General features: G+C 73.7%; 20 protein-coding genes. 11 read left to right on the top strand and 9 right to left on the bottom strand.

The genetic code is table 11. From position 1 onward, the window contains the following. The first annotated feature begins 23 nt into the window (after positions 1 to 23). Together ACZ3TI_RS32600 and ACZ3TI_RS32605 are read left to right on the top strand one after the other, a co-directional pair. Positions 24 to 2,426 (top strand): FxsB family cyclophane-forming radical SAM/SPASM peptide maturase, encoded by a 2,403-nt coding sequence (locus ACZ3TI_RS32600; protein WP_465732620.1) that lies wholly within the window; start codon positions 24 to 26, stop codon positions 2,424 to 2,426. A 191-nt stretch (positions 2,427 to 2,617) separates the two neighbouring features. Next, complete coding sequence (locus ACZ3TI_RS32605; RefSeq protein WP_465732622.1) at positions 2,618 to 3,331, top strand: AAC(3) family N-acetyltransferase; 714 nt, start codon at positions 2,618 to 2,620, stop codon at positions 3,329 to 3,331. Between the two features lie 59 nt (positions 3,332 to 3,390). Here ACZ3TI_RS32605 and ACZ3TI_RS32610 read toward each other — a convergent pair whose 3' ends face one another. Further along, positions 3,391 to 4,053 carry a DUF4097 family beta strand repeat-containing protein gene (locus ACZ3TI_RS32610; protein WP_465732624.1) on the bottom strand — a complete coding sequence of 221 codons (663 nt, stop codon included), beginning with the start codon at positions 4,051 to 4,053 and terminating at the stop codon, positions 3,391 to 3,393. 217 nt (positions 4,054 to 4,270) lie between these two features. Beyond that, a complete protein-coding gene (locus ACZ3TI_RS32615) occupies positions 4,271 to 4,465 on the bottom strand; it encodes a DUF397 domain-containing protein (protein ID WP_465732626.1) in 195 nt (64 codons plus the stop codon). 199 nt (positions 4,466 to 4,664) lie between these two features. Between ACZ3TI_RS32615 and ACZ3TI_RS32620 the strand changes: the two genes are divergently transcribed. The 3 genes from ACZ3TI_RS32620 to ACZ3TI_RS32630 all read left to right on the top strand — a co-directional run bounded on the left by ACZ3TI_RS32620 (position 4,665) and on the right by ACZ3TI_RS32630 (position 11,204). After that, positions 4,665 to 6,155, top strand: coding sequence for a TIR-like protein FxsC (locus ACZ3TI_RS32620; RefSeq protein ID WP_465732628.1), 1,491 nt, complete (start codon positions 4,665 to 4,667; stop codon positions 6,153 to 6,155). Continuing rightward, the gene (gene fxsT / locus ACZ3TI_RS32625; protein WP_465732630.1) at positions 6,152 to 10,159 is read left to right on the top strand and encodes an FxSxx-COOH system tetratricopeptide repeat protein; all 4,008 of its coding nucleotides are present in this window, start codon (positions 6,152 to 6,154) and stop codon (positions 10,157 to 10,159) included. Before ACZ3TI_RS32620 ends, fxsT begins: the two co-directional genes overlap by 4 nt. Before the next feature lie 82 nt (positions 10,160 to 10,241). After that, positions 10,242 to 11,204, top strand: coding sequence for a 2-hydroxyacid dehydrogenase (locus ACZ3TI_RS32630; protein WP_465732632.1), 963 nt, complete (start codon positions 10,242 to 10,244; stop codon positions 11,202 to 11,204). Between the two features lie 40 nt (positions 11,205 to 11,244). Here ACZ3TI_RS32630 and ACZ3TI_RS32635 read toward each other — a convergent pair whose 3' ends face one another. The 3 genes from ACZ3TI_RS32635 to ACZ3TI_RS32645 all read right to left on the bottom strand — a co-directional run bounded on the left by ACZ3TI_RS32635 (position 11,245) and on the right by ACZ3TI_RS32645 (position 14,036). Then, positions 11,245 to 12,099 carry an alpha/beta fold hydrolase gene (locus ACZ3TI_RS32635; protein WP_465732757.1) on the bottom strand — a complete coding sequence of 285 codons (855 nt, stop codon included), beginning with the start codon at positions 12,097 to 12,099 and terminating at the stop codon, positions 11,245 to 11,247. A 23-nt stretch (positions 12,100 to 12,122) separates the two neighbouring features. Further along, entirely contained in the window at positions 12,123 to 13,076 is a 954-nt protein-coding gene (locus ACZ3TI_RS32640) for a DUF4231 domain-containing protein (protein WP_465732634.1), read from the bottom strand. Between the two features lie 195 nt (positions 13,077 to 13,271). Then, positions 13,272 to 14,036, bottom strand: coding sequence for a sugar isomerase domain-containing protein (locus ACZ3TI_RS32645; RefSeq protein WP_465732636.1), 765 nt, complete (start codon positions 14,034 to 14,036; stop codon positions 13,272 to 13,274). Positions 14,037 to 14,257: 221 nt separating this feature from the next. Here ACZ3TI_RS32645 and ACZ3TI_RS32650 point away from each other — a divergent pair, with 221 nt between their 5' ends. After that, positions 14,258 to 14,950 carry a metal-dependent transcriptional regulator gene (locus tag ACZ3TI_RS32650; RefSeq protein ID WP_465732638.1) on the top strand — a complete coding sequence of 231 codons (693 nt, stop codon included), beginning with the start codon at positions 14,258 to 14,260 and terminating at the stop codon, positions 14,948 to 14,950. A gap of 420 nt (positions 14,951 to 15,370) precedes the next feature. Here the strand turns inward: ACZ3TI_RS32650 and ACZ3TI_RS32655 are convergent, their stop codons facing one another. Beyond that, positions 15,371 to 16,081, bottom strand: a complete 711-nt coding sequence (locus ACZ3TI_RS32655) for a bifunctional DNA primase/polymerase (protein WP_465732640.1) — start codon at positions 16,079 to 16,081, stop codon at positions 15,371 to 15,373. Between the two features lie 306 nt (positions 16,082 to 16,387). Here ACZ3TI_RS32655 and ACZ3TI_RS32660 point away from each other — a divergent pair, with 306 nt between their 5' ends. Both ACZ3TI_RS32660 and ACZ3TI_RS32665 read left to right on the top strand, forming a co-directional pair. Continuing rightward, the gene (locus ACZ3TI_RS32660) at positions 16,388 to 17,764 is read left to right on the top strand and encodes a transcriptional regulator (RefSeq protein WP_465732642.1); all 1,377 of its coding nucleotides are present in this window, start codon (positions 16,388 to 16,390) and stop codon (positions 17,762 to 17,764) included. 177 nt (positions 17,765 to 17,941) lie between these two features. Beyond that, a complete protein-coding gene (locus ACZ3TI_RS32665) occupies positions 17,942 to 19,147 on the top strand; it encodes a hypothetical protein (protein ID WP_465732644.1) in 1,206 nt (401 codons plus the stop codon). Between the two features lie 27 nt (positions 19,148 to 19,174). Here the strand turns inward: ACZ3TI_RS32665 and ACZ3TI_RS32670 are convergent, their stop codons facing one another. Continuing rightward, a complete protein-coding gene (locus ACZ3TI_RS32670; RefSeq protein WP_465732646.1) occupies positions 19,175 to 20,476 on the bottom strand; it encodes an ABC transporter substrate-binding protein in 1,302 nt (433 codons plus the stop codon). Positions 20,477 to 20,730: 254 nt separating this feature from the next. Here ACZ3TI_RS32670 and ACZ3TI_RS32675 point away from each other — a divergent pair, with 254 nt between their 5' ends. Continuing rightward, positions 20,731 to 21,165: an SCO4402 family protein gene (locus ACZ3TI_RS32675; RefSeq protein ID WP_465732648.1), complete on the top strand. Its 435-nt coding sequence runs from the start codon at positions 20,731 to 20,733 to the stop codon at positions 21,163 to 21,165. Between the two features lie 173 nt (positions 21,166 to 21,338). Next, positions 21,339 to 22,205 (top strand): formyltetrahydrofolate deformylase, encoded by an 867-nt coding sequence (gene purU, locus ACZ3TI_RS32680; RefSeq protein ID WP_465732650.1) that lies wholly within the window; start codon positions 21,339 to 21,341, stop codon positions 22,203 to 22,205. Positions 22,206 to 22,232: 27 nt separating this feature from the next. On the opposite strand, the gene ACZ3TI_RS32685 is transcribed toward purU, so the two are convergent. Together ACZ3TI_RS32685 and ACZ3TI_RS32690 are read right to left on the bottom strand one after the other, a co-directional pair. Then, on the bottom strand, positions 22,233 to 23,441 hold the full coding sequence (locus ACZ3TI_RS32685) for a zf-HC2 domain-containing protein (protein WP_465732652.1): 1,209 nt from the start codon (positions 23,439 to 23,441) through the stop codon (positions 22,233 to 22,235). Then, positions 23,438 to 24,013 (bottom strand): sigma-70 family RNA polymerase sigma factor, encoded by a 576-nt coding sequence (locus tag ACZ3TI_RS32690; protein ID WP_465732654.1) that lies wholly within the window; start codon positions 24,011 to 24,013, stop codon positions 23,438 to 23,440. Before ACZ3TI_RS32690 ends, ACZ3TI_RS32685 begins: the two co-directional genes overlap by 4 nt. A gap of 579 nt (positions 24,014 to 24,592) precedes the next feature. Here ACZ3TI_RS32690 and ACZ3TI_RS32695 point away from each other — a divergent pair. Continuing rightward, positions 24,593 to 25,066 (top strand): ATP-binding protein, encoded by a 474-nt coding sequence (locus tag ACZ3TI_RS32695; protein WP_465732656.1) that lies wholly within the window; start codon positions 24,593 to 24,595, stop codon positions 25,064 to 25,066. Positions 25,067 to 25,126 lie beyond the last annotated feature (60 nt).

Here is a 25,126-nt window from a genome sequence, read left to right on the forward strand (position 1 = left end):
CGAACGGATCCCCGAGAAGTTCCATGACGACGTCGATTCCGCTGCCCTTGACGCAGTTCGTGGTCAAGATGCACAGCAGGTGCGATCTTGCTTGCGACCACTGCTACGTCTACGAGCACGCGGACAGCAGCTGGAGCTCCCGCCCGAAGGTCATCGCGGACGGGATCCTGGCCAAGGCCGCCGAGCGCATCGGCGAGCACGCGGCCGCCCACCGGCTGCCCACCGTCCGGGTCGTCCTGCACGGGGGAGAACCCCTGCTCGCCGGCCCGGACCGCTTGCGCCGCGCCGTCGAGGCGTTCCGGGCCGCGCTCCCGCCCGGCTGTGCGCTCGACCTGCGCATCCACACCAACGGCGTGCTGCTGAGCCGCGCCTTCTGCACGCTGTTCGCGGAGCTGGACCTCAAGGTCGGCATCTCGCTGGACGGCGACAGGGCCGCCAACGACCGCCACCGGCGCTTCGCCGACGGACGCAGCAGCCATCCGCAGGTCCTGCGGGCGGTCGCGCTGCTGAACGAGCCCGAGTTCCGGCACCTGTTCGCCGGGCTGCTCTGCACGATGGACGTCGAGAACGACCCGGCGGCCGTGTACCGGGCGCTGGCCGAACTCCGGCCCCCCGCCGTCGACTTCCTGCTCCCGCACGCCACCTGGGACCAGCCGCCGAAACGCCCCGCCGTCCTCGGCGCCACCCCGTACGCGGACTGGCTGCTGACCGTCCACCGGCTGTGGGAGGCGGACGGGCGGCCGTTCGGCGTGCGGACCTTCGAATCCGTGCACCGGACCCTGCGCGGGTTCTCCAGCCTCACCGAGTCGCTCGGGCTGGAGCCTTCGGACCTTGCGGTCCTCGAGACGGACGGCACCTTCGAGCAGGCGGACAGCCTGAAGACCGCGTACGACGGCGCGCCCGCGACCGGGATGAACGTCTTCGCGCACAGCCTCGACGACCTCGCCCGCCACCCCGGCATCGCCGCCCGCCAGTCCGGCCTGGCCGGGCTCAGCGAGGCCTGCCGGGCCTGCCCCGTGGTGCGCTCCTGCGGCGGCGGGCTGTACGCCCACCGCTATCGGAGCGACGATGGGGGAGGCAGCTTCGACCATCCCTCCGTCTACTGCGGTGATCTCATGACGTTCATCAAGGGTCTTGCGGGGAGCGGTGGTTCGGCTGCCGTTTCCACTGTTCCGGCTGTTCCGGCGCAGGGGACCGAGCCGCTCCTGCCGGGTGCGCTCACCTCGTCGCAACTCGACGAGCTCGCCCGGGGGTACGGGGGCGCCGACACCGTCACCGCGCTCGGACGTTCCCAACTCGCCCTCACCCGGGCGATGCTGGCCGCCGCCTGGGACGCCTCCGGACAGGGGCGCCCCGAGGCCTGGGCCCTGCTGTCGGCGCTGGACGTCGAGGCACCCGCCGCCGTGGACGCCGTCCTAGCCCACCCGTACGCCCGCGCCTGGGCGGCGCGGCGGCTCGCCGGGGACCTCCAGGTCGGGCTCGGCCCGCTGGCCGCGCTGGCCGCGGCCGCCGCCGTCCGGGCCGGGCGGGGGGACGCGGTGGCGGTGCCCGTCCGGGGCGGCCGACTGCACCTGCCGACGCTCGGGCGGATCGCCGTACCGGACGGGGAAGCGGTGGTCACCGGGCGGGCGGACGGCTTCGAGGTACGGGCCTCCGACGGCTCGGTGCGCACGGCGCTGGACGAGCCGCTGCGGCGGGTCCGGCTGGCCGGCGGCTGGACGGTCGCCCTGGAGGACTCCGACCCGCTGCGCGACTGCCACGACCACCCGGTCGCGGACCGGCTGCCGGACGGCGAACTGCTCGACTGGACGGGCGCGTTGCGTGAGGCCTGGGAGCTGCTCGGGCGGGACCTGCCCGGGTACGCGGAAGGCATCCGGACCGGACTGGCGACGGTCACCCCGTTGCGGTCGGGCCCGGCGGGCCGGGACGTCAGCTCGGCGGCCCGGCAGGCGTACGGCGCGGTCGGCATCGCCCGGCCGGCCACCGCGCCGACCCTCGCGCTGCTGCTCGCGCACGAGTTCCAACACGTCAAACTCGGCGCGGTGCTGGATCTGATGGACCTGTACGACCGCGCCGACACCGCGCTCTACCTCGCCCCCTGGCGGCCCGACCCCCGGCCGCTCGAAGGGCTGCTCCAAGGCACGTACGCCCACCTGGCCGTCACCGAGTACTGGGGCACCCGCACCCTGGCGTACGACGGCCTGCCGGGCGAGACCGCCGAACGGGCACGCGCACAGTTCGCGCTCTGGCGGCGGTACACCGCCGAGGCCGTGGAACGGCTGGTCGAGTCCGGGGCCCTGACCGGGACCGGCTTGCGCTTCGCCGACGGAATGCGCGCCACCGTGGCACCCTGGCTCGCCCTGCCGCTGCCCGTCGCCGCCGAGCAGGCGGCCGACCGGGCGCGCCGGGAACGGGCCGGGGTCTGACCTCCCACTCGCCCCGCCCCGGGGCCTCCCTCGCCCGGGGCCGTCAACCCCGGGGAACCGTCATCCTCACCGAACCCCGCGTCGGCAGCGCCGCCGTCGCAGACGCATCCGCAGCCGTTCCGGATCCCGCCCGCTCCCACGTCCGTCCGTTCCGCCGCGAGTTCGCCGAGCTCGGGGTCCGCCCGGGGACGGTGCTGCACGTCCAGGCGTCCCTGCGCGCCCTCGGACCGGTGCCGGGCGGGGCCTGCGGCGTGATCGACACCCTGCTGGACCTCCTGGGCCCCGACGGCACCCTGGTCGCCTACACGGGCACCCCGGAGAACTCCGCCACCTCGCGCATCCACCGGTCCGCCACCGCCGGTCTCTCCCCGGCGGACGTCGACGCGTACCAGGCCCGGATGCCGCGCTTCGACCCTGCCACCACGCCGGCCTCCCCGACGATGGGGGCCCTGTCCGAGGCCGTCCGCCGTCTCCCCGGCGCGCTCCGCAGCCGCCACCCGCAGACCTCCTGGGCGGCCGTGGGACCTCGCGCGGAGGAGATCACCGGCAGCCACCCGGACGACTGCCACCTCGGCACCGGGTCCCCCCTGGGCCGGCTCTACGACCTGGACGCCCGGGTGCTGATGATCGGCGTCCCGATGGACCGCTTCACCGCCTTCCACCTCGCCGACCTGCGAATGCCCGACGTGGCGCTGCGCGAGTACCGATGCGTGGGGGAGGACGGCTGGACGGTCTTCAAGGCGCCCGACCTGGACGACCTCCACTTCGGCGCCCTCGGCGAGGAGGTCCTCCGGACCGCCCGCGGCATCACCACCGCCCGCATCGGCGACGCCGACTGCCGCCTCGTGCCGATCCGGGAGGCCGTCGACCTCGCGGAGCAGGTCCTGCGCCGCGCCCGTACCTGAATCCTGCGGTCGCGTTCCTGGCCGCGGCCCTGGTCCCGCCGCCGACCACGGGGGCGGGATCAGAGGCTGCGGGCGGTGATGTCGCCCTTGGAGGTGGTGGCGCGGATGTCGAGCTCGGTGGTGCCGTCGTTGCGCAGGGCGTTGTTGATGCGGCCGTAGCCGGTGGAGGCGTCGAGGGCGGCGGAGACGCCGGGGGCGGCGCCGACGGTGATGTCGCCGAGCTGGGTGCCGAGGACGACGGTGCCGCGCGAGGCCTGGGCGATGCGGATGGTGCCGCGGGTGGTGCTGATCTCGCCGGGCCCGGTGAGACGGCCGACCTCGATGTCCCCGTCGACGGCGGTGAGGCGTACGGCCGCGGCCTCGTCGATCTTGATCTGCCGGTAGGCGCCGTCGAAGGCGACGTCGCCGAGGCGTCCGACGACGCGCAGCTCGGAGGCGGAGGCCTTGGCCTCGACGTCGGAGCCGGCCGGCAGCTGGATGGTGACCTCCACCGAGCTGGCGCCGATCAGTCGGTTCTCGCCCTCGGGGACCCGGACGCTCAGGACGCCGTCGGTGTAGGAGACGGTGGTCTGCTCGGCGGTGCGGACGTCACGGCTCTTGCCGGGGTCGACGGGGCGGATCTCGACGGTGGTGTCGGTGCGGTCGGCGGCGATCAGCTGGACGCGTCCGGCGGGGATGTCGAGGACGGCGGTGATCGCGGCGGGGGTGTCGAACTTCTGCATCGTGCTCTCCTTCGTCGAACGGCGGGCGCTCCGTCGGCCCGCTGTTTCTGATGATGGAAAAGCTACGTTGCGTTCAAGGATGTGGCAACAAGCTCGTTGCGCAAAAACTGCATCAGTGCAGGTAGATGCAGGGAGATCGTTGCAACTGTCGTAGATCTAATGCAACGTCATGAGCTTTTCTCATTGCAATGACCTGAAGGTGAACGCACCGGCGGGCTCAGGCGACGAAGTGGTCGAACTCGCCGGCCTTGGCGCCGCGGACCCAGGCGAGGAACTTGGTGCGGGTGGTGGTGACGATGCGGGTGGGGTCGTTCGACTCGCGGATGTAGACGAGCTCGCCGTCGGAGGCGATTTCCAGATAGTCGGCCCGGTCGCCGCTGAGACTGGACTTCTGCCACTCGAGGTGTTCCACGGGGTGCCCCTCCTGATCGTGTGCGACGGCCGGAACGAGGGTACTGCTCCCGCGAGGAGGACGGCGGCATCGTTTCGGTCATGTCAATTCGTGTGAGACGTTGTGCTATTCCATTGGGGTGTCAGTCGTTCCTACACTGAAGCCCCGCCGCACGGGGGCTGCGGGAGGCAGGGTGCCGACGGGCCCGGGGGAGGCGCGAGTGACTGACCGGGGCTGGGACGACGACGACACCCGGCCGTACTTCTTCCTCTCCTACGCGCACACCCCGAAAGCCGGTGCGCGGGGCGCCGGTGACCCGAACCACTGGGTCCGGCAGCTGTACCGGGACCTCTGCGAGGCGGTGCTCCAGATCACCACCGTCCCCGACGGGGTGCCGGTGGGGTTCATGGACGAGTCCATGCACCAGGGCGAGTTGTGGGCCGACCGGCTGTCCGACGAGCTGGCGAGCTGCCGGGTGTTCGTCCCGCTGTACTCCCCCCGGTACTTCAACAGCGTGCCGTGCGGTCAGGAGTGGCACGCCTTTACCCGCCGCCCGGTCTACCCGGCGAACCTCGACTCCGAGCGCACCAGCGGCATCGTCCCGGTGCTGTGGGCGCCGATGACCCGCTACCGGCTGCCCAGGGTGGCCAGCGAACTCCAGTTCAACCACGCGAGTTTCGGGCCCGACTACGCCACCGAGGGCCTGTACGCGCTGATGAAGCTCAGCTACTTCCGCGCCGCCTACGAGCTGGCCGTGCACCGCCTCGCGGCCCGGATCGTGCAGGTGGCGGAGGAGACGGTGATCCCGGTCGGGCGGCGCCTCGAATTCAACGCCCTGCCCAGCGCGTTCAACGTCACCGCCCCGACCAAGCAGCTACGGATCTCGGTACTCGCCTACCACCAGGGCGAGCTGCCCCCGGACCGCAACCCCGACTACTACGGCGAGCGGCGCACCGACTGGCATCCGTACCGGCCGGTCGGCTCACCGATCGCCCAGCACGCGGTCCGCCTGGCACGGCAGTTGGGTTTCCAGCCGACCGTGCACGAGTTCGACGACGAGGTCGCGTCGATCATCGACGGCAACGCCGAGGCCCCCGGCCTGCTGCTGCTCGACCGGTGGGCACTGCGCGACCCGCGCCGGCGCGAGCTGGTACGGCGCTTCGACCGCTCGGACGCCACCTGGGTGAGCGTCCTGGAGCCGTGGAACGCCGACGACCCGGAGTGCGAGGAATCCGCGGCCGAACTGGGCGAGTTGAGCGACGACACGCTGCGCATCTCCCGGCGCGCCAGCCGCCCTAGCTTCCTCGGCGTGACCGGCCCGACCGGGCTGCACTCGCTGGAGGACTTCGACGACGCGCTGCCCAGGGCCGCGATGAAGGCCAAGTACGCCTTCGAGGGCCGCACCAGGGCCGAGCCGGAGGAACCGCCGCCGCCCCGGCCGAGCCTGCGGGACGCGTTCCGGCGCGGGGGAGGCGGGTACGGACCGGACGGATCCGGGCCGGACCCCTTCGACCAGGACCAGGACCAGGACCAGGGCGACGGCCAGGGCAACGGCCGGCACCAGGGCAACGGCCAGGGCACCCAGAGCAACGGCAACAGCAACCGCACCGACAACCGCAACGACCCGTACCGCGAGCACCACCCGTACCGCGACGACGGCGATGACCCCGATGACGGGATGGCGCCCCTGGGAGGACGAGGAAACCGATGACCGAGAACCGCACCAGGAACCTCCGGCTCGGGGGCCTCACCGCCGCGGAGCTGGCCGCCCAGCGCGAGGCCGAGCGGCAGGCCGCGGAGCAGGACCGCAACGGCCGGATCATCACCTTCTACTCGTACAAGGGCGGCACCGGCCGCACCATGGCCCTCGCCAACACCGCCTGGATCCTGGCCGCCAACGGCTTCCGGGTGCTCACCGTGGACTGGGACCTGGAGGCGCCGGGCCTCGCCAAGTTCTTCCACCCCTTCCTCGACCCGGCCTCCCTCGCCGGCACCACCGGGATGATGGACCTGATCGCCGAGTACCGGGAGGAGGCGCTGCGCCCGGTCGAGCACGCCGAGGGCTGGCACCTGGACTTCGCCCGGGTGCACCCGCACGCGCTGTCGCTCTCCTGGCCGTACTTCCCGGCCGGCGGCAGCCTCGACTTCCTCTCCGCGGGCCAGTTCAACCGGGACTACTCCGAGGCCGTCACCCACCTCGACTGGGACATCTTCTACGACCGCTTCGACGGCGGGCAGTTCTTCGACGCCCTCAAGGCCGACATGGCCAAGCGCTACGACTACGTGCTGATCGACTCCCGCACCGGCCTGTCCGACATCGCCGAGATCTGCACCGTCCAGATGCCCGACGACCTGGTGGTCTGCTTCACCCTGAGCGACCAGTCCATCGACGGCGCCTCCCGGATCGCCCAGCACATCCACGACCGCTACCGCGACCGCGGCATCCGCATCCTGCCCGTCCCGATGCGCATCGACGAGGGCGAGAAGGAGAAGGCGGACGCCGGCCGGGCGCTCGCCCGGGTCCGCTTCGACGGCCTGCCCTCGGGCTACAACGGCGAGGAAATGGCCCAGTACTGGGGATCGGTGGAGATCCCGTACCGGCCGTTCTACGCCTACGAGGAGATCCTCGCGACCTTCGGCGACCAGACCGGCACCCCCACCTCGATGCTGGCCGCCTGCGAGCGGCTGACCTCGATGATCACCGAGGGTCGGGTCTCCGGACTGCCGCCGGTCGACGAGGCGGTCCGGCTGCGCTACGTGGACGCGTTCACCCGCCGCCGCCCGTCCGTGCCCGCCGACCTCTACCTCTCCTACGTGCCCGAGGACCGGATGTGGGCGGACTGGATCGAGTCCGTCCTCACCCGGGCCGGCTTCCGGGTGCTGCCCCGCGACCTCAGCGCCGGCACCGACCCGCGCGAGGAGACGGAGCGGGGCATCGACTCCGCGTTCAGGACGGTCGCCGTGCTCTCGCCCGCCTACCAGCGCTCCCCGCAGGCCCGGGCGCTGTGGGAGTCGGTGGTCAGCTCCGACCCCTCCGGCACCCGGCGCCAGCTGCTGCCCGTCCGGGTCGGCGACGTCCGGCTCACCGCGCCGTTCAGCAACCGCAACCCGGTCGACCTGGTCGGCCGCGACGAGGCGCAGTCGGTCCAGAGCCTGCTGCGCGCGCTGGGCCGCGGCGACGTGGCGCTCGGCGACGCGCCCAGCGGCGGGCCGCGCTTCCCCGGCAGCAAGCCCTCGGTGTGGGACGTCCCGCCGCGCAACCCCTCCTTCACCGGCCGCTCCGCCGTCCTGGAGCAGCTGCGCAACCAGCTGCGCGGCGGCATGGCGGCCGTCCTGCCGACCCCGCAGACCCTGTACGGGCTCGGCGGCGTCGGCAAGACCCAGGTGGCGCTGGAGTACGCCCACCGCTTCATGTCCGACTACGACCTGGTCTGGTGGATCGACGCCGAGCAGACCGAGCTGGTCGCCCCGGCGCTCGCCGAACTCGCCCGCCGACTGGGCCTGCGGGTCGGCGACTCGGTGACCGAGGCCGCCGAGGCCGCCCGGGAGGCGCTGCGCCGTGGCGTGCCCACCTCGCGCTGGCTGCTGATCTTCGACAACGCCGACGAGCCCGCCGAGATCCGCCGCTTCTTCCCCGGCGGCTCCGGCCACATCCTGGTCACCTCCCGCAACCAGGCCTGGACCGGGCACGCCGAGGCGCTGGAGGTCGACGTCTTCACCCGCGGCGAGAGCGTCGAGCACCTGTGCCGGCGTGCCCGCAGCCTCTCCCGCCCGGACGCCGACCGGGTCGCCGAGGCCGTCGGAGACCTTCCGCTGGCCGTCGAGGTCGCCGCCGCCTGGCTGGACACCACCGGCACGCCGGTGGAGACCTACGTCACCCAGCTGCACGCCGAGGCCGCCCGCGCGCTGGCCGTCGGCCGCCCCGCCGACTACCCCACCCCGGTCGCCGCGACCTGGAACGTCTCGATCGGACGGCTGCGCCAGCAGTCCCCGGCGGCGGTGCGGCTGCTGCAGCTGTGCGCGTTCTTCGCACCCGAGCCGATCTCGATGAACCTCTTCTACAGCGACCAGATGATCCGGGCGCTGGTGAAGTTCGACGCCGACCTCAGCGACAAGTTCATGCTGGGCAAGGTGATCCAGGCGATCGGCCGGTACGCGCTGGCCAAGGTCGACGCGGGCAGCAACAGCTTCCAGGTGCACCGGCTGGTCCAGGCGGTGATCCGGGCCGGGATGACCGCCGACGAACAGGAGGTCGCGGTCCACGAGGTGCACCGCATCCTCACCGGCGCCCGGCCCGTCCTCGGCGACACCGACGACCCGGCCAACTGGCCCGCCTTCGACGAGATCTGGCCGCACCTGTCGCCGTCCAAGGCGCACAACTGCGACGAGGCGGACACCCGCCAGCTGCTCATCGACCGGGTCCGCTACCTGTGGAAGCGCGGTGAGCTCGACCGCGCCCGCGACCTCGGCCACGCCCTGGACGAGGAGTGGACCCGCAAGCTCGGGGAGGACGACCGGCAGACCCTGCTGCTGCGCTTCCAGCTCGCCAACGTGCTCCGCTCGCAGGGCAGTTACGCCGAGGCGCTGGCGCTGGACGAGGCCACCCTGGAGCGCCAGCGGGCCCTGCTCGGCGAGCACCACCCGTACACCCTGATGACCGCCGGCTCGCTCGGCGCCGACCGACGGGCGCTCGGCCGGTTCCAGGCCGCGCTCGACCTCGACCGCGAGATCCTCGACCAGTTCCGCGAGCTGTTCGGCGACGACAACCCGCGCACGCTCTCCATGGCGAACAACCTGGCGATCGACTTCCGGCTGGTCGGCGAGAGCGAGTCCGCCCGCGAACTCGACCAGGAGACCCTCGACCGGCGCACCGCCGTGCTCGGCCCCAAGCACCCGTACACCCTCATCACCAAGTCCGCCCTCGCCCGGGACCTGCGCGAACTCGGCGACTACCGGGGCTCGGTGGAGCTGCTCCAGGAGGTCACCGCCGACTTCGGCGACGGGCTCGACCCGGGCCTGCCGGAGAGCCTGCGCAACGCCAAGTCGCTGGCCGTCTCGCTGCGCCGGATGGGCCAGCTCGCCGAGGCCCGCCGGATCACCAAGGAGACCTACGAGCGCTACCTGGAGCGCTACGGCGCCGACGCCCCCGACGCGCTCGCCTGCGCGCTCAACCTGGCCGCCGACCACAGCGCCTTCGGCGACAAGGAGGCCGCCCGCGACCTCTGCTCCACCGTCTTCGAGGGCCACCGGCGGCTGTTCGGCGACGAGCACCCGTTCACCCTGGCCTGCGCCAACAACCTCGGCATCTACCTGCGCGGCAGCGGCGACGTCCAGGGCGCCATCGAGCGCGGCCGGCTCACCGTCGACGGGCTGACCCGCTCGGTCGGGCCGGAGCACCCGTACACCCTCAACGCGATGATCAACCTGGCCAACGCCTACGGCGACGACGGGCAGCTGGCCCTCGCCGAGCAGCTCGGCCGGACCGCCCACCAGGGCCTGTGCACGCGCTACTCGGCGCAGCACCCGGACGCGGTGGCCTGCGAGGCCAACCTCGCGGTCACCCTGCGTGCGGCCGGCCGGCACACCCAGGCCGCCGAACTGCGCGCACGGTCGATCGCCGAGCTGATCCGGCAGTTCGGCGAGGAGCACCCCAACACGGTGTCGGCGCGCGGCTGGAAGCGGATCAACCGCGACCTGGAGCCGCAGCCGGTGTGATCGGAGCGGTGTGATCGGGAGGGGGCGGGGTACGCTGCCGAGCCATGAGTGAGCGCAGCGAGCGAATCATCGAAAGGTGCGCATGAGTACCCCGCCCCCGGTCCTGGTCACCCGGCGCCTCGCGCCCGGCGTCATCGAACGGCTCACCGCCCGCCACGCCGTCACCCAGCACGACTCCGACCTGGCGATGGAGCGGGCCGAGCTGCTCGCCGCCGTCCGCGGCCGGCAGGCCGTGCTCACCACCCTGGACGACCGGGTGGACGGCGAGTTCCTGGACGCGGCCGGCCCCGGGCTGCGGATCGTCGCCAACCACGCGGTCGGCTACCACAACGTCGACCTGGCCGCCTGCACCGAGCGCGGCGTCCTGGTCTCCCACACCCCCGGCGTGCTCACCACCGCCACCGCCGACATGGCCTGGGCGCTGCTGCTGGCCGCCACCCGCCGGCTCGGCGAGGGCGAGCGGCTGCTGCGCTCCGGCTCGCCCTGGACCTGGGCGCCCAACTTCCTGCTCGGCCTGGAGCTGTCCGGCACCCCGCTGGGCGTGCTCGGCATGGGCCGGATCGGGCAGGCGGTGGCCCGCCGGGCGCGCGCCTTCGAGATGCCGGTCAGCTACCACAACCGCCGCGAACTGCCGCCCGAGCAGGCCGAGGGCGCCGACTGGAAGCCGCTGGAGGAACTGCTCGCCACCTCCACCGTGCTGGTCGTCACCTGCCCGCTCAGCGAGGCCACCCGGCACCTGCTGGACGCCCGCCGGCTGGCGCTGCTGCCGCCCGGCGCGGTGGTGGTCAGCATGACCGCCGGGGTGGTGGACGAGGAGGCGCTGGCCGCCGCGCTGGACTCCGGCGCGCTGTTCGCCGCCGCCGTGGACAACTTCGAGCACGAGCCCGCCGTCCCGGCCGCGCTGCTCGCCCAGGAGCGCGCCGTGCTGGCCCCGCACCTGGGCAGCGCCACCGTCGCCACCCGGCAGGCGATGGGCGGCCTGGCGGTGGACAACGTCCTGGCGGTGCTGTCCGGGGCGGAGCCGGTCACCCCGGTACGGCCTTAGGGCTCTCAGGTCCGTTCCGGCGGCTCCTGTCGGACGCGCCCTAACCCGCCGCCCAGGCCAGGGCGGTGGTCATCACCCGGAACGCCCCGAAGTGCGCGGCGCCGGGCTCCAGGAACAGCTCGGCGCCCGGGACGTGGTCGGCCAGCCAGCGGGAGTGGTCGACCGGCGAGAACTGGTCGTCGGCGCCGTGCCACAGCCAGGTCGGCACCCGGATCGACCCGACCTCGAAGCCCCAGTCGGCGGTGAAGGCCAGCACGTCGTCGATCCAGCCGTCCGCGCCGTGCCGGAACGCCTCCCGGTAGTTGCTCTGCAGCATCCGCCGCAGCCCGCTGTCGGCCACCACCTCCCGGTCGGCGGCGGAGAGTTCGGTGCGCAGCCCGTTCAGCAGCCGGACCGGGTCGTCCTTGATCTGCCGGGAGCGGAACTCCATCGCGTCGGCGATCCGGCTGTGCCCGCGCTCGGCCTCCTGGTACGCCCGGACGTTGGACGGGGTCATCCCCGCGTACCAGTCCAGGCCGACCGCGTTGCGCGGTGCGAGGCCCACCAGCACCGCGACCCGGCTGACCCGCTCCGGCAGCAGCGCCGCGCAGGCCAGCGCGTGCGGTCCGCCGCCGGAGCGGCCGAGCACCGCGAAGCCGTCCAGCCCGAACTCGTCGGCGATGGCCCGCACATCGGCCGCAGCCGCGCTCACCCGGCGGCCGAACAGCCGGGTCGAGTCGCCGTAGCCGGGCCGGTCGTACGAGATCAGGCGTACGCCGAGCCGGTACAGCACGGTGCTGCGCGGGTGCGGTCCGACCCGGCTGCCGGGCATGCCGTGCAGCAGGAACACCGGCCGGCCGCGCGGATCGCCGAGGGACTCGACCGCGAGGGCGCGGTCGTCCGCGGTCTTGACCATCCGTAACGACACCTGCGGCCTCCTCAGTGCTCCCGGTCGACTGCGTGCTCCTGGTCGGTCCCCTGCTCCCGATCGGCGTCCTGCTCCCGGTCGGTGGTGGTGCGCACCTCCCGGCGGGCCTGCCAGGTGGTGTGCTCGCGGGAGATCGCGTCCTCGGCGTCCCGGGCCAGCCGGGCCCAGATCTCCTCGGCCTCCGGCGAGTCCAGGTCGAGTTCGGCGAGCTGCCGGAGGATCTGCGCCAGCTCCTCGGCGGCCAGCCCGTACGCGGCTGCCAGCGGCCGGTACTGGCGCAGCTGCGCCCAGGCGGTGGCCGAGGCGGCCACCGCCGAGACGGTGCCCAGCGCGTCGTAGCTGAACGCGCCGAGCGCCCGCAGCAGCGCGAGCACCAGCCCGAGCGCGGGCAGCAGCACGCCCAGCACCCCGGCCCAGTAGCCGGCCCGGGCGCAGTAGCGGGCCTTGGCGCGGTACCAGTCGTGCTGCAGCCGGATCCGCTCGCCGAGGTACACCTCGCGGCGCACCGCCAGCGGCTGCCCGCGCAGGTCGCGCATCGCCGCGGTGATCTCCACCCCGCTGCCCGGCACGGCGACCGGGCTGTCCCGGAAGGCGCCGAGGACCCGGCCGAGCTGGAAGCGGTACAGGCCCTCGGCGTCCGGCAGGGTGCGCGGCGGCGGCTGGTAGGCGTCGGCCCGGACGGCGTACTTCCAGGCCAGGGTCTTGACCGACTCGGCGGCGGCCCGGCCCTCGTACCAGAGGCCCTGTGGGTTCTGCCGGCTGATCACCACCGCCAGCGCGATCGCGCCGAGGTAGGCGACGGCGGCCGGCCAGGCCCAGGGCTCGCCGTCGGCCGAGCCGGTCGCGGCGGCGAGCACCAGCAGGACCAGCTCCCAGGCGGAGAGCAGCACCGAGCGCTGCTGCCCGCGCAGCGAGGCCGCGTCGGCGGCCCAGAAGAACTCGGGCAGTAGGTCCCGCTCGCGCACCCACCCGGTCCGTCCCGCACCAGACGCCATGTTCGGCCCCCACCCGTCGCTCCGGTCGCACCGCTCTCCTGCCCCGGGCGGCTTCCCGGTACGCCTGGCACGGCCCGGGGCGGCCCGCAATGGCCGGGAAGGCCCGGTGGATTGTCCGATACGCCCCGTGTTCGTTTCGGCACCCAGCGTGCGCGACGGGCGGGCTCAGTAGGTGTAGAGGACCCGCTCGGCGTTGTCGGCCATCTGCCGCGCGTTCCACTCGGTGCCGCCCGGGACGTTCCCGGAGCGGAACAGCGGCGGGGCGGGGGCCTCCCCGGCGGCCGCCCGGTCGGCCAGCCGGCCGACCGCCGAGGCGACCACGGCCTGCATCAGCGCGCTGGTCACGATGGTGGAGACCGGGCCGAAGGTGGTCTCGGCGCCCGGGTGGGTCAGCTCGCCGTCGCCGACCGCGATCTTGCTGTCCAGCACCACGTCGCAGTGGTCCTTCAGGTACGTGCCGGACGGGTGCGCCGAGGGCACCTCGGCCGGGTAGGCCAGCGAGGTCACCCCGACCACCTTCAGGCCGCGGTCCCGGGCGTACCGGGCCAGTTCGACCGGCATGACCTGACGGCCGGACAGCGAGATCACGAACAGCAGGTCGCCGGCGGTCGCCGGGGTGAGGTCCAGGGTCGCGGTGGCCAGCCCGGAGACGCGCTCGAGGGCGCTCGACAGCGGCGCGGGCATCACCGTCACCCCGGACACCCCGGGCACGTTCAGCAGGTTCACCGGGACCAGCCCGCCGGCCCGGTAGACGACGTCCTGGGCCGGCAGCGCGGAGTGTCCGGCACCGAAGGTGAACACCCGGCGGCCCGCGGTCATCGCCTCCGCCAGCAGCGCGGCGGCGGCCTCGACGGTGTCGGCCTCCTCCTCGCGGACCCGCTGGAGGTGGCCGATCGCGGCGTCGAAGTACCTGCCGACCAGGTCGTTCATCTGGTGCCTTCGCTCTCTGCCGGTGGGGGAGCCGGCCGGGTGGGGCGGTCGGGGTGGTCCAGACCGCCGGTGGAGAAAGCTACGGCGAGCACGGTCGCGCCCCGGTGGTACCGCTGTCAACAGCGACGAAATCCCGTACCCGCGGCCTCCGTGCGGGCCCGGTTGTCGCCTCGGTACGTCAGAATTGGCGATGAGGACACCGAAGAACGGAGCCAGCGGCGATGTCTGGGCTGATCGACACCACTGAGATGTACCTTCGCACCATCCTGGAGCTGGAGGAGGAAGGCATCGTCCCGATGCGCGCCCGGATCGCGGAGCGCCTGGAACAGAGCGGCCCCACGGTCAGCCAGACGGTCGGCCGGATGGAGCGCGACGGACTGCTCCAGGTGGCCGGGGACCGCCACCTCGAACTCACCGAGGACGGCCGTCGGCTCGCGGTGCGGGTGATGCGCAAGCACCGCATCGCCGAGTGCCTGCTCGTCGACGTGATCGGCCTGGAGTGGGACCAGGTGCACGAGGAGGCCTGCCGCTGGGAGCACGTGATGAGCGAGACGGTCGAGCGCAAGGTGCTCGCCATGCTCGGTCACCCCACCCAGTCCCCGTACGGCAACCCGATCCCGGGGCTGGACGAGCTGGGCGACACCAAGGCCGAGGGCGAGGGCTACGACGCCGGGCTCGTCCCGCTGGACAGCGTCAAGCCGGGCGACGCCGGGGCCGACGTGGTGGTCCGCCGGATCGGCGAGCCGATCCAGACCGACAGCGCGCTGATGAGCACCCTGCGCCGGGCCGGCGTCCGCCCGGGCTCGACGGTCAAGGTGAGCGCCGGCGTCGGCGGCGTGCTGGTCGGCACCGGGGAGAACGCGGCGGAGCTGGGCAAGGACATCGCCCAGCACGTCTTCGTCGCCCAGGCCTGAGCCGCACCGCCCGCGACCTCCGGCACACCGCCCGCACCGGAGTGGGGCCCGCTGCACTCCGTGCAGCGGGCCCCACTCGTCCTCCCCTTTCCCTCCCGTCCCTCCCTGCTCCCTCCCGGCCCCTCCGGCGCCTCGCCCGGCTTCCCCGTCCGAGCGACCCTTCCGGCGTCTCCCCGCACACCGCAATTCCTCCCCTCGGCCGATCATGGCAATCCTTGAGCGCTGTCACTCGTACGAGGGGCTTCTCGGGCTGACCAGCGGGTAGACCGAAGCCTTATCCGGACATGCGTATGACGGGCCCCGCCTCCGGTGGGAGGCAAGGCCCGTCACTCGCGCGCGTTGTGTCGCGCGGTGCGCGCCCTCGCCCGATCGGCGTAGGGCGGCTGTCCAGGGGGAGGGTGAACCGGCGAGGGGCGGACCCTAGCCCACCGCGGCCGGCTGGGCGGCCTGGGCGGCGTGGTGGGCGGGCGCCTCGCGGCCGCAGGCGTACGCGAGCGGGCTGATCAGCTCGGCGGCGTCCGGCAGCCAGCGGTTGGACTCGGAGGGGGAGCGGGCCCACTGGGCGTACCCGGTGGAGCCGATCCGGGACGGCGGGGCGACCGTCCAGTCGCCCTCGCCGCGGGCGACCAGGTCCAGCCGACCGGGCGGCCAGCCGAGCTTGCGGAGCATCTCCGGGAGCTTGGCGACGACCCCGGGCAGCACCAGGAAGTGCAGCCGCCGGCCGATCCGCCCTGGCGCGGCGGGCAGTACCGCCACCGGGCCGAGCTGGAGGTCCATCCGTTCCATCCGGGCCAGCGCCAGGCAGCCGGCCGTCTCCGGCACGTCCAGGACGTCGAAGGACCGCCCGGTGGGCAGCAGGATCGATGCCTGGGGGCGTTCCGTCCACCAGCGCCGTACCGCGCCCGGCCCGGCGCTCGCCTTGCGGGCCCAGTCCGCGTCCAGCGGGTGGGCACCCGGGAGCGCGCAGCGCGGGTCGCCGCAGGAGCAGCGGGCGGGCCCGTCGCCGTCGATCAGCCAGGCGCCCGGGGCGACCTCCCAGTGGCGTTTCTCGGCGTAGCCGACGGCTTCGAGGAGCAGCGGGGGCAGACCGGCGTTCTTGTCCGGGCCGGAGGCGTCGGGGATGTCTTCCACGCGCTGCTCAACTACCGTGCGTGAGGCTGGTTACGGCCCGACGGTGCCCGGTTGGGTGCATCCCGGCAATGTCACCCGTTCCGGTTACTCAACCGAGTTGGTGCGGCCGGAGCCCGGCGCAGCGGGGGCGCACGGGAGCATTTCCCAGGGCGCAAGGGGGGTGCGGATCGTCACCGTGGGTATCCCGCTGGCGTTGCTGATCGCTAACCTGGTGTCAGATTCCTTGGACGGTCGGACAGTCGGCAACAGATCAGCAGAATCGTCGCCCGCCGGCCGGGACCGGAGGGTGTGGGGAGGCGAAGCCCAATGGCCGCGAGACCACTCGTCGCACGACAGCCCAACGAGCGTCTGCAGCAACTGATCCAGGAGGCCAGCTGCTCCAACGCCGGCCTGGCCCGGAGGGTCAACCTCTGCGGCGCCGAGCACGGTCTGGACCTGCGGTACGACAAGACCTCCGTCGCCCGCTGGCTGCGCGGTCAGCAGCCGCGCGGGCAGGCGCCGGCGGTGATCGCCGAGGCGCTGGGCCGCAAGCTCGGCCGCAGCGTGTCGGTCGAGGAGATCGGCATGGCGGACGGCAAGAACCTCAGCTCCGGCATCGGGCTGCAGTTCGCGCCGACCCTGGGCGGCGCCCTGGAGCAGGTCTGCGAGCTGTGGCGCAGCGACGTCGGCCGGCGGGACTTCCTGACCGGGGCGACGGTCGCCGCCTCCGCGCTGGTGGAGCCCAGCCGGGACTGGCTGATCACCCCGCCGGACCCGGTGGTGGCCCGCACCGGCGGGCCCCGGGTCGGCCCGACCGACGTGGCCGCGATCAAGGCGACCACCGCGATGCTGGTCGACCTGGACCACCGCTTCGGCAGCGGGCACGTGCGCCCGGTCGTGGTGCACTACCTCAACTCGGTGGTCTCCGGCCTGCTCGGCGGCGCCTACCGGGAGGAGACCGGTCGCCAACTCTTCGCTGCGGTGGCCCGGTTGACCGAACTGGCCGGCTACATGGCGGTGGACACCGGGCAGCCCGGGCTGGCCCAGCGCTACTACATCCAGGCGCTCCGGCTCGCCCAGGCGGCCGACGACCGCGGCTACGGCGGCTACGTGCTGGCCGCGTCGATGAGCCACCTGGCGGCCACCCTCGGCAACCCGCGGGAGATCGCCCAACTCGCCCGTGCCGCCCAGGAGGGCGCCCGGTCGGTGGCCACCCCGACGGCGATGGCGATGTTCTACGCCGCCGAGGCCCGCGGCCACGCCCTGCTCGGCGACGCCCGCTCCTGCGAGGCGGTGGCGGCCAGGGCGCTGGAAATGATGGAGAAGCGCCGCGCGGAGGACGACCCGGACTGGATCGCCCACTTCGACGACGCCTACCTCGCGGACGAGCTGGCGCACTGCCACCGGGACCTGGAACAGGCCGGCCCGGCCGAGCACTACGCCCGCCGGGCGCTCGACCTGCACCCGCCGACCCGGGTCCGCCGCCGTGCGGTGGACCTGGTGCTGCTGGCCACCGCCCAGCTGCAGCAGCGGGACCTGGAACGCGCCTGCGAAACCGGCACCCAGGCGGTTCGGCTGCTCAGCGGGCTGCGCTCCAACCGGGGCGTGGAGTACCTGGACGAGTTCCGGCGCAGGCTGGAGCCGTACCGGGAGCAGCGGGTGGTCCGCGAGTTCCACGCCCGGGCGGACGCGGAGGCCGCCTGACCTGGGGCGGACCCGTAGCGTCGGGGCGGGGAGCGTGACGGATGTCCCGCCCACGTGGTCACCCGGTGAGGCGAACCGGTAGCGTGGGCGCGACGTCCAAGGAACTGTGATGCTCCCAAGAACCGACGAGATGTGGTCCGCCGTCAGTGCGCGGTCCTGCACAGGTGAGGAATCGCGTTGAGTCAGCGCCGCTCGTACCCCAACTCGGGTGACTTCAACCTGGACGACCTGTTCCGCCCCGAGCCCGGTCAGCCGCAGGGCCAGCCGCAGCCCCAGTACCAGGGACAGCCGGGCCAGCCGCAGGCCCACTCGGCGGTGCCGCCGGTGGGGCAGCCGTCCGGGCAACCGGAGTACCTCGGCGAGGGCGCGCACGCGCTGCCGACCCAGGCGATGCCCGCGCAGCCCGTGCCGGGCCAGCCCATGCCCGCGCCGGGTGCGCCGTGGGGTGCGCCGCAGCCCGGGTACGGTGTGCCGCAGGCCGACCACGCCCCGGAGACGCAGCACCTGCCGCCGTACCCGGTCGGCGACCCGCAGGGGGCGGGCGGCTACCCGGCACCGCAGGCCCAGCCCGGCTTCCCGCAGCAGCAGCCCGCGCCCGGCTACCAGGCGTACCCGCCGGCCGCGCAGCCCCAGCCGGCCTACCCGGCGCAGGACCACGGCCAGGGCTACCGGCAGGGCTACGCCCCGGAGCGCGGGCAGGACTTCGACACCCAGGCGGGCGGGTCCGGCCGCGGTGGCCGCCCGTCCAACAAGCTGATCATCGGCGGAGTGGTGGCGGGTTGCGCGGCGGCCGGCATCCTGGTCGCCGTCCTGATGAGCGGCGGCAACGACACCCACACCACCAAGGACGACAAGAAGACCACCCCGGTCGCCGCCGGCACCGGCACCGCCCCCGGCACGGCGAGCGCGAGCGGCTCCGGCGCCGCCGTCGACCCGGACGTCAAGGCGCAGGCGCAGCCGCTGTCGGACCTGCTGGGCACCGCGAGCGACAGCCGCAGCTCGGTGGTCTCCGCGGTCGCCTCGGTGCAGAAGTGCGACAAGCTCCCCGACTCCCAGCAGGCCCTCGCCGCCGCGGCCGGCAAGCGCCGCGAGCTGCAGACCAAGCTCGGCCAGCTGAAGACGGACAAGCTGCCCGGCGGCCAGCAGCTGGTCGAGCAGCTCAACGCGGCCTGGACCGCCTCGGCCCAGGCCGACGACGAGTACGCGGCCTGGGCGCAGGACGCCCAGGCCTCCTGCGATGCGAAGAAGCAGGACAACCAGCACTACAAGAACGCCGTCCAGGCCAGCGGCACCGCGACCACCGCGAAGAAGCAGGCCTCCATGCTCTGGAACACGATCGCCGGCCAGACCGGCCTGCCCAGCCGCACCGACGGCGACCTGTAGCGCGGCCGACCCGCCCGTCTCCGCGCGTCAGGCCGGCGGGCGGCCCCCGGTGAGCACCCAGCGGACGTCCACGAAGCCCGGCTGCTGCAGGGTCATCCGGCCGTTCCTGACCACCTGGTACGTGACCCAGGTGTTCACCAGCCGGGGCGACGCGGTGCTGGGCAGCATGTTGGTGGTGCCCCAGTTCAGCGGCGGGGTGAGCCCGACGTCGATGCCCTCGCCGGCGTCCAGCAGCCCGGTGACCGACTTCGGGGCGACCGGCTTGCCCGCCTCCGACAGCTTCTGCGAGACCGCCCGGAACACCTCGTACGCGACCCAGGTGGTCTGCACCCCGGGGTCGGAGACGTCGATGGTGTTGCCGCCGGTGGTGTCGGCGCGCACCACCGCGCGCAGCCCGTCCCAGACCTTCGCTGACTCCGGCGGGTACCAGCTGGTGACGTAGGCGCCGCCGAGCGGGCCGGAGTCGCCGCCGGTGGAGTCGACCACCGACTGCTGGACGCTGCCGATCACCGAGGCGAGCCGGGTGTTCTTCGGGTTGAGCCGCCGGTAGGAGTCCAGCAGGTTGCCGGTCGGCTCGGCGGCCAGCGCGCTGGTGACGCAGTTGCCCGACTCGTCCTTGCCGATCGCCTTGCGGGCCACCGGGGTGTAGTCGGAGGACTGCTCGGGCGCCTTGACGTCCAGCAGCTTGATCCCGGCCGGGCGCAGCGCGGTGCCCAGGTAGCCGAGCAGGTTGTCGCCGGCCGGGGTGTCCGGGCGGACCAGCGACACGGTCTTGCAGCCGGCGTCCACCAGCTGGCGTCCGTTGCCCGCGATCAGCGCGGGCATGCCGCCGTCCACCGGGTAGGAGAGCGGGCTGGAGAACTCGGGCTGGGAGAGCCCGTACCCGCCGATCAGCGGGATGCCGGCGCGCTCCAGCACCGGCATGAAGGCGTCGCCCCACTGGCTGTAGGAGCCGATCACGGCGACGGCCTTGGCGTCCACCGCCTGCTGGGCGCAGGCACGGGCGCCCTCGGCGCTGTTGTGCTCGTTGCAGGTGAGCACCCGCAGCCGGTGGCCGTTCAGTCCGCCCTTGGCGTTGACGTCCTGGCCGATGGCGGAGGCGAGCGCGGTCATGCCGGGGCGGTCGGCGGAGCCGGTGCCGGACGGCGCCCAGGTCATCACGGTCAGGTCGCTGCCGCTGGTGGAGGCATCGGCCGGTCCGCCGCACGCGGAGGCCGAGAAGAGGGTGGGGAGCAGCGCTAAGGTGCTCGCTGCGGTGGCGATCGGACGTCGGCGGCGGCGCCGTCCGACCGCGGGACGGACCTGGAACGAGTCCCTTCGGCTGGTCATCGGTCTCCCTCTCTGGGGCGCACTCCGGCGCACCGGAATCAGCCAAGCCCCGGTGCCGCAAGCCGAGAGGGCCGAGTTGCGAACGTTGGGCAAACGGCGGCTGAAATCCGAAGGGGTACGCGTGTAGATCGCGAGTGGAGTACGAACAGACGGGGAACGTACGATCGTTCACCATGTCCGCCAGCACAGATTCTTCGCACCGGTCCGCCCGAACCCCTTCTCGTCCGGGCCACCGCTCCAGCACGATGGGCGGCATGCCGCTCAACGACCTGCCCTGGTGGCGCTGGCGCGCCCGACTGCGCTCGGCGCTGCACATGCTGTCCGACCCCGCGTTCCAGCAGGAGGCCTGGCTGGCCGGCCGGGAGGGGTACGGCGACGTGACCGACGCCGTCTACCGGCTGGTCGAGGACACCTGGCTGGACCGCTGGTCCGCCGAGAAGTACGTGGGCACGATGTTCCGCGACTCCGCCGAGGCCGCGCTGGTCGACGTCGCGGTGCTGCGGGCGGTGCAGATGCTGCACGAGGTCGGCGCGGACGCCCCGGCCTCCGCCTACCTCGGCCACCCCGGCTGGCCGGAGGCCGTCCGGGCCGCCCGCGAGGCGCACGTGCTGCTGGCCGCCAACGACGGGGACGACCCGGACGCGGCGCCCAAGTCGCTGGACGTGCTGCGCATCCTCACCCAGGTCTGAGAACCGGACCCCCCAGGTCTGAGAACCGGACCCGGGCGCCGGGTTCGAGGGCCGGGGCCCGGTCCCGGCCGGACGGTGCCGTCCCGCAGTACGGGCAGCGGGGCGGCGGCTGTCCAGGATGTGACACGCTGGGCCGTCCACGCACGTCACGAGCTCAGAACGGGATACCCCCAGTGGAACAGCAGCCGGCCAGCGCCCAGTACGTCCTCACGCTGTCCTGCCCCGACAAGCAGGGCATCGTCCACGCTGTCTCCAGCTACCTCTTCATGACCGGCTGCAACATCATCGACAGCCAGCAGTTCGGGGACGCCGACAGCGGGCTCTTCTTCATGCGGGTGCACTTCTCCGCCCCCGAGCCGGTCACCGCCGACAAGCTGCGGGCCAGCTTCGCCGCGATCGGCGCCTCCTTCGGGATGGAGTGGCAGATCCACCCGACCGAGGAGCGGATGCGGATCGTCCTCATGGTCAGCAAGTTCGGGCACTGCCTGAACGACCTGCTCTACCGCACCCGGATCGGCGCGCTGCCGGTGGAGATCGTCGCGGTGGTCTCCAACCACACCGACCTGCAGGGCCTGACCGAGAGCTACGGCATCCCGTTCCACCACATCCCGGTCACCAAGGACACCAAGGCGGAGGCCGAGCAGCGGCTGCTGGACCTGGTCGCCAAGGAGCAGGTCGAACTGGTCGTGCTGGCCCGCTACATGCAGGTGCTCTCCGACCAGTTGTGCACCGAGCTGTCCGGCCGGGTGATCAACATCCACCACTCCTTCCTGCCGAGCTTCAAGGGCGCCAAGCCGTACCACCAGGCGCACGCCCGCGGCGTGAAGCTGATCGGCGCCACCGCGCACTACGTCACCGCGGACCTGGACGAGGGCCCGATCATCGAGCAGGAGGTGGCCCGGGTCACCCACGACGTCAGCCCGGACCAGCTGGTCGCGCTCGGCCGGGACGTCGAGTGCCAGGCGCTGGCCCGCGCGGTGAAGTGGCACAGCGAGCACCGGGTGCTGCTCGACGGCACCCGTACGGTCGTCTTCGCGTAGCTCCGGGCCCTACGGGCGCTCCGGGCCCTACGGGCGGGACAGCAGCGGGAGCGCGTGCAGCACCTCGCGGACCGCGGCCCGGTCGCCGTGCTCGCCGACCGGCAGCCGGTCCGGGTCGCGGTGCGCGGCGGCCAGCTGGCAGAGCTCCAGGCCGTCCAGCACCATCGCGGCCACCGGCTCCCCGCCGGGCGGACCGGCGTCCGGGCCTCCCGCACCGGCGGCGCCGTCCAGCGGGACCAGCCACTCGCCGCTCGCCGGGCCGTCGACCACCAGCCGCAGCTGCCGGGCGGTCCGGCTCCCGCCGTCCGGCGCGGCCGGGGCCCCGGCGTGCTCGGGACGGGCGGCGCGCAGGCCGGCCAGCGCCCGGGGGAGCAGCCCGACCACCAGCTCCACCATCTGCCGCAGGTGCTGCGGCGCCGGCGGGTCGTACGGGTAGGCGACCGCGCGGGCCACGTCCTCGCCGTGCACGTAGCACTCCAGGGCGCGGTCCACGAAGGCGTCGCGCAGCGGCAGCACGCCGCAGCCGTAGTCGACCGGGGTGCTGCCCTGCGGGGCGAGCGCGGCGCTGCGCACCAGGTCGTGGGTCTGCCGCCGCCACCGGGAGCGCACCGACTGCGGCGGCAGGGCGCCCTGGTCGGCGAGCATCCGGGCGGTGCGCGCGGTGATCGCGCGGTACGGGCCGCCCTGCGGCGGGACGTGCGGCGCCGAGGGCGGCAGGGCCGGGTCCTGCGGCGGCACCCGTCGTCCGGCGGCTTCGGCGGGTGCGCCGGGGACGGCCGGCACCGGGTCGGGCAGGCCGAGGGCGAGCGCCAGGAAGCCGTCCACGGCGGTCAGCCGGCCGAGCACCTCGGCCGGGCGCAGCCGCTCGGTGCCGCCGTGCCACGGCAGTTCGGCGACCTCCTGCCACTCCTCCGGGCCGAGGTCGCGCAGCAGCGCGTCGAGCTTGGCGGTCTCCGCGGTGTACGGCATGCCCCAGGCGGGGACGGGCAGTTCGGCCGGACGGCGGGCCAGGCACCAGTCGAGCACCTGCTGGCGCAGCGGGCCGGGCTGGTCCAGCGGCTCGTCCAGGGAGAGCCAGCCGGCCGCGTCGCGCAGCCGGACCGCCTCCTCGGCGCACTCCGGGCAGGTGCGCAGGTGCTGTTCCAGCTCGGCGGACTCGCGGGTCGGGCAGGCGCCGAGGGCCCAGGCGCCGAGCAGCGAGCGCAGGGCGTCGTGCTGCTCCTCAGTGCTGCTCACGTCTCCCCGTCCCCGGCTTCGTCCTGGCGGGCGCGTTCCTCGGCCAGTTCGGTGGCCAGCAGCTCCAGTCCGAGCCGCATCCGCTGCTTGGCGGCCTGCTCGCTGATGCCGAGCAGCCGGGCCGTCTCCCGGTAGGTGCGGCCGTCGTAGTAGGTCACCGCGATGGTCTCACGCAGGGGTCCGGGCAGTGAGTCGACCACGTACTGGACGCGCGCGGCGGTGGCGACGGCGCGGATCTCCGCCTCGGTGCCCCGGAGGTCGCCGCCCGGCCCGTGCTCGGCCACCCGCCGCGCCCGCAGCCGTTCGACGGCGCGGCGGTGGGTGAGCGCGCCGAGCCAGGAGCGCAGCGTGCCCTGGGCGGGGTCGAAGTCCTCGGGGTGCTCCCAGACGTGGGCGAAGATCTCCCGGGTGAGCTGGGCGGCGGCGGCCTGGTCGGCGAGTATCCGCCCGGCCAGGCCGTGCACCATCGGGGCGAGCTGGTCGTAAAGTTCGCCGAGCGCGGTCTCCTCGCCGCGGGCGAGGCGGCGCTGCAACTGTGCGTCCCAGCGCGGGGCCCGCTCCGGGGTGGCCATCGGGAACCACCCTCCTGCCCGGGGTCGCTGGCTTACCCAACGGTATCTTGCGGCCGGTCGGCGGCGGGAGGGAATCCGGCAAGAACGGAATCCGTCCTCGCGGATCGCACCGGTGGGACCCTCCGCTCGTGGGACCGTCCGCGGATGCCGCTGTTCGAGAGCCGCTGGACATATGTCGCACGGGTGGTTCGCGAGTGGCGGGCGGGGCGCGGGGGGCGTGCGGCGGTAGGTTCCGGACCAGGGCGTGGCCTCCGTGGCCGGCGGATCGGCCCGGGCCGGACGAGCGCCGGTACGAGGCTCGCGAGAGTGAGCGGGACAGTATGCACTGCCCTGTCCCCCGATCGCCGGAATATGCCCGAAGCGCTTGCTGTGGTCCGCCCGCCCGCCCATCCTGAGGCGTATTCGTGTCGCGGCCGGTGCGCGACCGACGAGTCGGCGCGGACGAGTGGGCGCGGGTGGACGGTCGGGCGAGCGCCCGGGTGCGGCTCGGGTGGCGCCGGGCGGAGTGCGAGGGCCCGCCGGCCGGAGGATCCGGCCAGGTCGGGACTAGGCCGAACTGCGAGTGCGGGTGGTGGAGCGGTGCAGGTTCTTCAGGTACAGCTGGCGGTGCAGGCGGACCCGGCCGAGGTCGGCCGGGCCCGTCGGTGGGTGCGCTCGCGGCTGCTGAACCACGGGGTCGACCCGGACGCGCCGATGGCCGAGACGGTGGTGCTGGTGGTCTCGGAGCTGGTGACCAACGCCGTGGTGCACACCGGCTGTCCGGCCGTGCTGCGGCTCTGCCTGCCGGTGACCGGGAGCCAGGAGGAGGCCGGGCCGACCGCTCCGCTGCGGGTGGAGGTCGCCGACGCGAGCCAGGTCGCCCCCGCCCCGCGGCACGCCGGGGCGGACGAGGACGCGACCAACGGACGCGGCCTGGAGCTGGTCGAGCTGCTCTGCGAGCGCTGGGGCTGGTACCCGGACGGCTCGGGCAAGCGGGTCTGGTGCGAGATCGGCGCCGACGCCCGCCCGGCCGATCCGCTGGCGGACGTGGACTGGGCGGCTTTGGCGCAATAGCGGCTTTCACGGCGGCCGGGAGCGCTTGGCGATCACCGGCCGAAAGGTGACGCAACCATT

The organism is Kitasatospora sp. NPDC023120 (genome assembly GCF_055560835.1).